This is a genomic window from Protofrankia symbiont of Coriaria myrtifolia, assembly GCF_900634755.1.
In the GTDB taxonomy this organism is placed as follows: Bacteria; Actinomycetota; Actinomycetes; order Frankiales; family Frankiaceae; genus Protofrankia; species Protofrankia coriariae.
The window spans coordinates 1979-7690 of record NZ_CAAAFS010000032.1 but is presented as its reverse complement, the minus strand read 5'-3'; the positions used below and the strand labels follow the sequence as shown (position 1 = coordinate 7690).

Sequence of the window (5712 nt, the reverse complement as noted above, 5' to 3'; positions counted from 1 at the left end):
GGCCCGCGGCGGCCCCCGTGCGCCACGGCAGGGCCGCCCGGCTGGATCCGCCTGGGCCGGCACGGCCCGCGCCGGGCGCTTCGCCAGCCGGGCGGACCGCGGCGAGCCCGAGGAGCTGGTGGTCGGCCGTAACGCGGTGGTCGAGGCGCTGCGGGCGGGTGTCCCCGCCTCCGTCCTCTACGTGGCCGCCGGGACCGAGTACGACGAACGCCTTGACGAGGCCCGCCGGCTGGCCCCGCGCGCCGGGGTGGCCGTCGCGGACGTCGCGCGCGGCGACCTGGACCGGCTATGCGGTTCCGCGCCGCACCAGGGGCTGGCGCTGTCGGTGCCACCGTTCCGGTACGCCCATCCTGACGATCTGCTCGCCCGCGCCCAGGAAGCGCCGCCCGGGCTGCTGGTGGCTCTGGACGGCGTGACCGACCCGCGTAACCTCGGCGCGGTCGTCCGGTCGGCGGCGGCGTTCGGCGCACACGGGGTCGTGGTGCCCGAACGGCGGGCGGCCGGCGTCACGGCGGCGGCCTGGAAGACGTCGGCCGGTGCCGCGGCCCGGCTGCCGGTGGCGCGGGCGACGAACCTGGTGCGCGCGCTGACCGGCTGGGCGCAGGCCGGCCTGTTCGTGGTGGGGCTCGCCGCGGACGGCGAGGTCAGCCTGGACGAGCTGGAGATGGCCTCCGACCCGCTCGTGCTGGTCGTCGGTTCGGAGGGCCGCGGCCTGTCGCGGCTGGTCGGGGAACGCTGCGATCTGACCGTGCGGATCCCGATGGCCGGGGATGTCGAGTCGCTCAACGCCGGTGTCGCCGCGGGCGTGGCGCTGGCCGAGATCGCCCGCCGCCGCCGGCTGGACGCGGCGGAGACGCACCCACGCTGACTCCCCCGGCGACAGCCCGCAAGCCGCAGGCAACACTCCGCAGGCAACACTGTTGGATCTCTGGCGGCTGGTGAGCCTCTGACAGTGCTGTGATCGTTGTGATTCTGATGCTGTTCCAGCAGCACCAGAATCACAACGATCATGCTGGCCGGGCTCAACCGGGCTCGGACCCGGCCGGCGCTGAAGTGGGCCGGCAGTGGTGGTCACCGCGCTACTGGCCGGCTGCCTGCGACCAGTGCGCCGCCGCGGCGGGCGTGGACGGCACGCCGGGTGTGGGCAGCACGGTCGGCGTGGGCGCTGCGGCTGGCGTGGGCGACGCGGCCGGCACAGGTGATGCGGTTGGTATGGGTGACGTGGCCGGCGTGGGCGGCACGGCTGGCGTGAGCGGGGCAGCTGGTGTCGCCGGTGCCGCTGATGTCGCCGGTGTGGAGCGTCCGGTCTCGTCGTCGAGGATGGCGACGGTCCGTTCGAGCAGGGAGCGGAACTCCTCCGACTCGGCGGGCGTGAAGACCGCGGTGAGACGCTGTTCGACCGCGAGGGCGACGGTGTCCGCCCGGTGCAGCAGCGTCCGGCCAGACGGGGTCAGCCGGCACTGGAAGACCTTCGCGTGGACGTCCGACTGCTCACGCACGACCAGCCCCTTCGCCTCGAGCGTGAGCAGCAGACTCGCCATCGACTGGGGCGTGACCATACATCGGCGGGCGAGCTGGGCGCCGGAAAGCCCCGGCGAGTCGGCAAGCGTGAGCAGCACCGTGTACTGCGGGACGGACAGGCCGACATCACGCAGCGCCCGGGTCTTCTCCCGGATGAGCGCCTGCTCGGCCCGCTTGATCGAGTGCCCGAGGCGGGATACGGCGACAGCGGACGATGGTTCGTCCCACTCCATTTCGTGGCCTCTCCTCTCGCATACCGCGTCTCGCATACCGTCGGTACCCCCGGGCGGATACGCCGACCACCACCGGATGGATACACCGACCAGCGGGCCCGGATATCCCGGGCCTGTCACGTCAGCGGCATGGAAATGGCGGCGCCAGCACTCTAATACTCCCTGCCCGTCCCCAACCGACGGCGGCACATAAACCGTCATCCGTGGTGACAGCGTAGATACGATGATGTGCCAGGTAGTTGTGACGGCGCGCTGGCCGGTCGGATCGCCAACCTACCGGAAACCCAAAACAATGGCTAGCGGACACCGGTGTGGGTGGATTCACACGGCGTGTGCGGCCTCACAAGAATCCGGCCGCGCCGGATCATGACGCTCTTCCGCGGTTAGCATGGCTTCTCACGCTTCAGCGAGGAGGCGGGCGAAAATGACTGTCAGGACGACGATGGCTGTCAATATGTTCGGGCCGGAACGCGGGCCGAGGTTCAGCAAGTTCTCCGAACTGGTCGCCGACGACCTCCGGGGCAGGATGGCGCGCGGCGAGGTCAGGCCTGGCGAGCATCTTCCGCCGGAGAGCGAGCTGATGGACGTATACGGTGTCGCGAGGCCGACAATGCGCGAGGCGCTGCGCATCCTCGAGTCCGAGTCCCTGATCGTTCTTCGGCGCGGCTCCCACCTGGGACCACTTGTTCAGGAGCCGGACACCCGGGTGCTCGCCCGGCAGACCGGCCTGCGGCTGCAGATGCAGGGCACCTCCGTCCGGGACCTGCTCGAGGCGCGGGCGGTGATAGAACCGGGAGCGGTGGCGCTGGCCGCGGCCCGCCGGAGCGGATCGGACCTGCGGGGCATGCGCGACTGCCTGCTGGCCGCGAGCCGGTCACGCGGCATTCTCGATTTCTCCCGGCCGTCCGCCGAATTCCGTATCCTGGTCGTGCGGTCATCCCACAACAGAACCCTCATTCTGATGGCGGAACTTGTGTCGGCCCTTCTCCGAAAGGAGCACGAAGCCGCCCTGCGGAACATTCCCGAGGCGGCCGGGCAGCAGTTCATCCGGCGGTCGCTCGCCCGCTACGAACGCCTGACCGACCTGATAGAAAACCAGGACGTACGAGGCGCCGTCGAATTCTGGCAGGACAACGGAACAACCGACACGGAACTCGAGACGGAACTCGAGACGGACAACGCCGCCCAACCGGGCCCGATGCTCGCGGTCTACTCCTGACCAAGCGGCTCGGGACGCGATTCCGGCGCGGCAGCCCCCATCCCTCACAACCGGGGACGCGTGGTCACCCACAGGCCGGGCGCATCCCCGGCCGGCACCTTGTCAACCCCCGGCAGCGTCAACCCTCGGCAGCGGCGCCGGTACGGCCGACAGCAGGTGGCAGAACGGTGACGCGACCGGCGTCCCAACGATCACTCGGCCCCGAGGCGCGTGATCATCCCCCGATGCCCTACGCTAGGGAGCGTCCTCGGACCGGCCGGCGTGGCGCAACTGGCAGCGCACTCGACTTGTAATCGAGCGGTTAGGGGTTCGAATCCCCTCGCCGGCTCCCTCCTGACCTGGGCTTTCGTCGTTGGCCTGGCCCCGAAGTGATCGTCATGTACCCAGTGGTGTACCCAGGCCATCTCCGCCGTCCGCTTCGCCCTCGCCCGGTTCGTCGGTGGCCTCTGCAGCCTCCTTGCTTTGATCATCTCCCATGACGAGGCCATCGAGACGCGCCACGGCGTCTTCCTGCGCCTCAGGTAGGACGTGGGCATACGTGTTCATGGTGAGGTTGATCGTGGAATGACCGAGCAATTCCATGATCACACGCATAGGGACGCCTTCGGCGACGAGGAGTGTCGCGAACGCGTGTCTAAGATCGTGAGGCCGCACCCACGGGAGCCCGGCCGCCGTGCGGATCGCGGTGAACCGTCGGTTGACGTTGCGTGGGTCCAGGGGTGTGCCGATCGCCGAGGCGAAGACAAGGTCATGATCGATCCAGTCCGGGCCGGCGGTGGCCATGGCGCCTTCCTGGGACCGGCGATGCTCCTTGAGAATCTCGACGAGAGAGCCCGACAGTGGCAGCGTCCGATGCGACCGAACGGTCTTGGCCGGCGTGAACATCAGCTTTCCGTTCGCGCGTTGCAACGTGCGTCGGACGTGCAGCGCCCCTGCGTCAAAGTCGATGTCGGCCCACCTCAGGCCGAGGATCTCCCCTCGCCACAGCCCCAACATCAGACCACATATGAAGATCGGTCCGTACGGGTCGTCGTGCATCGCCCGGCTGAGCGCCCGGACGTCATCGACGTGGAGGGTACGGACCCGCCGCAGTGGCACCGACGGTCCCTTGATCGCCTTCGCGACGTTGCGAGGCACCAGGTCGAGCCGGTGAGCGTCCGCGAGCGCGTTACGCAGCACCCCATGGATGAACTGGAGGCTTGCCGGTCGCCAGGTGGCGTGCTTGCCGTTGGGTCCGGTCCTCTGGGCGCGGAAGGGTCTGCCGGGGAGTGCGCCTACCAGAGGAACGGGAAAGAAATGGGGGAAGGGAGAAGAACCGCGCGGGTCAGCGCATGGCCGGGATGCGCGGCAGATCGCCGATTCCCGCTGGCAGCAGCGCCGACGTTCCAGGGATCGTCCGGAAAATCAGGGTGATATCGGCATCGCCGAAGGCTTCGGTGAACACGGTGTCCACCGGCACAGCACCGAGCGCCGAGCTCACGTCGACCGGGTCGGCACCCGGCCGGACGGTCACCGCGTAGTCACCGGAGTGGGACCGCTGAACGGTCACGAACGGCGGTTGGCTGGACGGGGTGCGCCACGGGCCATGGTCAGGCGGAATGATGGACACAGGTCTGCGCTCCTTGGACGAGAAGAGGTGCGGATCTAGGTCCCGGTGTGGTGTTCCAGCACCCACCGGGACCGCCTATTGGATCTTTCAGGATCGGGTCGTTGCGAAGCCTCCCGGGTGGACCACGAGCCAGCGCGTTGGTCCGGGTGGATTGCCGAACATCTGCGACCCGTCGCCCCTGCCTGACCGCGATCACGCCGCCGCCTCCCTGTCGGAGAGCCCACGGAGCCGATCGACGTAGGCAACGAGCGCCGCCCGCGGTATCCGCCGCGCCCGCCCGATCCGGACAGATTCGATCTGTTCGGCGTTGAGGAGCTCATAGACCGTTGTGCGGCTCACGCCCAGCAGATCAGCGGCTTCGGTCGGAGTGAGAAGGAGCTTGTTCACAGTTCCTCCGATGGTCAAGTCGCGGCGCCTGCCCGCTGCCGCGTTGATCACGTTCGAATCGGACCCCGTCGACCGTATGAGGTCACCGTCCGAGAAGCTTGCCGATAAACCGCGACGTTTCGTGACGTTCACGGAAGCGGCAAGATTTCCTCTGACCGTCGAGACGGGGAATGGTCGGGCAGGAGGACCCGCATGCTGTCGGCCAGGGTCTGTCCGAACAGCGATGATCAACCAGTGGCTCGCTTATGGCCGGGACTGACGCGGCGTAAACCCATCCCGTTCGCCGCCAGCGGCCAGCACTCGCCCAAGGAGCACAAAAGTCCGATTAGAGCGCTGACGAGGGATATCCCGTGAAACCGCCGTCACGCCGCGGCGCAAGACGGGCTAATGCCTCCATGGTGATTAACTCTGGCTAGGATCGCGTTGGTCACCGTCGGTGACCCCTTCGCTCGCGGTCGGCGTTTCCGTGCTGCGGAGGTGGATTCTCCCACAACGTGGAGGTCTCGGTGCTCGCACAATGGGCGAACACAAGAAAAAGTTCTTTCAGACAATGCGGTGAAGAGCGGGGGCGAGGAAGGCGGTTCCAGCCCTGGGCAATCCCGGTCATAGCGACCGGACTGTTCATAGCGGCCACGCCGACCCAGGCAACAGCCACTCCCCTCGATTCGCGGAACTCCTACGTCACCAACTTTGGCTCGGACAACGTGTCGGTGATCGACACTGACAGCAACACCGTCGTCGCC

The 5712-nt window shown here is 68.2% G+C and carries 6 protein-coding genes, 1 tRNA gene and 1 pseudogene; 4 read left to right on the top strand and 4 right to left on the bottom strand.

The annotated features are described in order from the left end of the window. The coding region (gene rlmB, locus CM1CMNOD_RS01675) for a 23S rRNA (guanosine(2251)-2'-O)-methyltransferase RlmB (RefSeq protein ID WP_131773806.1) at positions 1-868 on the top strand (868 nt) is incomplete at its 5' end. Positions 869-1079: 211 nt separating this feature from the next. Here the strand turns inward: rlmB and CM1CMNOD_RS22120 are convergent. Next, positions 1080-1754, bottom strand: coding sequence for a MarR family winged helix-turn-helix transcriptional regulator (locus CM1CMNOD_RS22120; protein WP_013871956.1), 675 nt, complete (start codon positions 1752-1754; stop codon positions 1080-1082). A gap of 424 nt (positions 1755-2178) precedes the next feature. On the opposite strand from CM1CMNOD_RS22120, the gene CM1CMNOD_RS01665 reads away from it, so the two are divergent. Next, positions 2179-2973, top strand: coding sequence for a FadR/GntR family transcriptional regulator (locus CM1CMNOD_RS01665; protein WP_013871955.1), 795 nt, complete (start codon positions 2179-2181; stop codon positions 2971-2973). A gap of 255 nt (positions 2974-3228) precedes the next feature. Then, positions 3229-3301 (top strand) — tRNA-Thr (locus tag CM1CMNOD_RS01660). A gap of 47 nt (positions 3302-3348) precedes the next feature. Here the strand turns inward: CM1CMNOD_RS01660 and CM1CMNOD_RS01655 are convergent. The 3 genes from CM1CMNOD_RS01655 to CM1CMNOD_RS01645 all read right to left on the bottom strand — a co-directional run bounded on the left by CM1CMNOD_RS01655 (position 3349) and on the right by CM1CMNOD_RS01645 (position 4969). Continuing rightward, entirely contained in the window at positions 3349-4071 is a 723-nt protein-coding gene (locus CM1CMNOD_RS01655) for a site-specific integrase (protein ID WP_157490960.1), read from the bottom strand. 226 nt (positions 4072-4297) lie between these two features. After that, complete coding sequence (locus tag CM1CMNOD_RS01650) at positions 4298-4582, bottom strand: hypothetical protein (protein WP_013871954.1); 285 nt, start codon at positions 4580-4582, stop codon at positions 4298-4300. Between the two features lie 192 nt (positions 4583-4774). Next, positions 4775-4969, bottom strand: coding sequence for a helix-turn-helix domain-containing protein (locus tag CM1CMNOD_RS01645; RefSeq protein ID WP_013871953.1), 195 nt, complete (start codon positions 4967-4969; stop codon positions 4775-4777). 506 nt (positions 4970-5475) lie between these two features. Between CM1CMNOD_RS01645 and CM1CMNOD_RS22115 the strand changes: the two are divergent. Then, positions 5476-5712 (top strand): annotated as a pseudogene (locus tag CM1CMNOD_RS22115) (hypothetical protein); the annotation flags it as partial.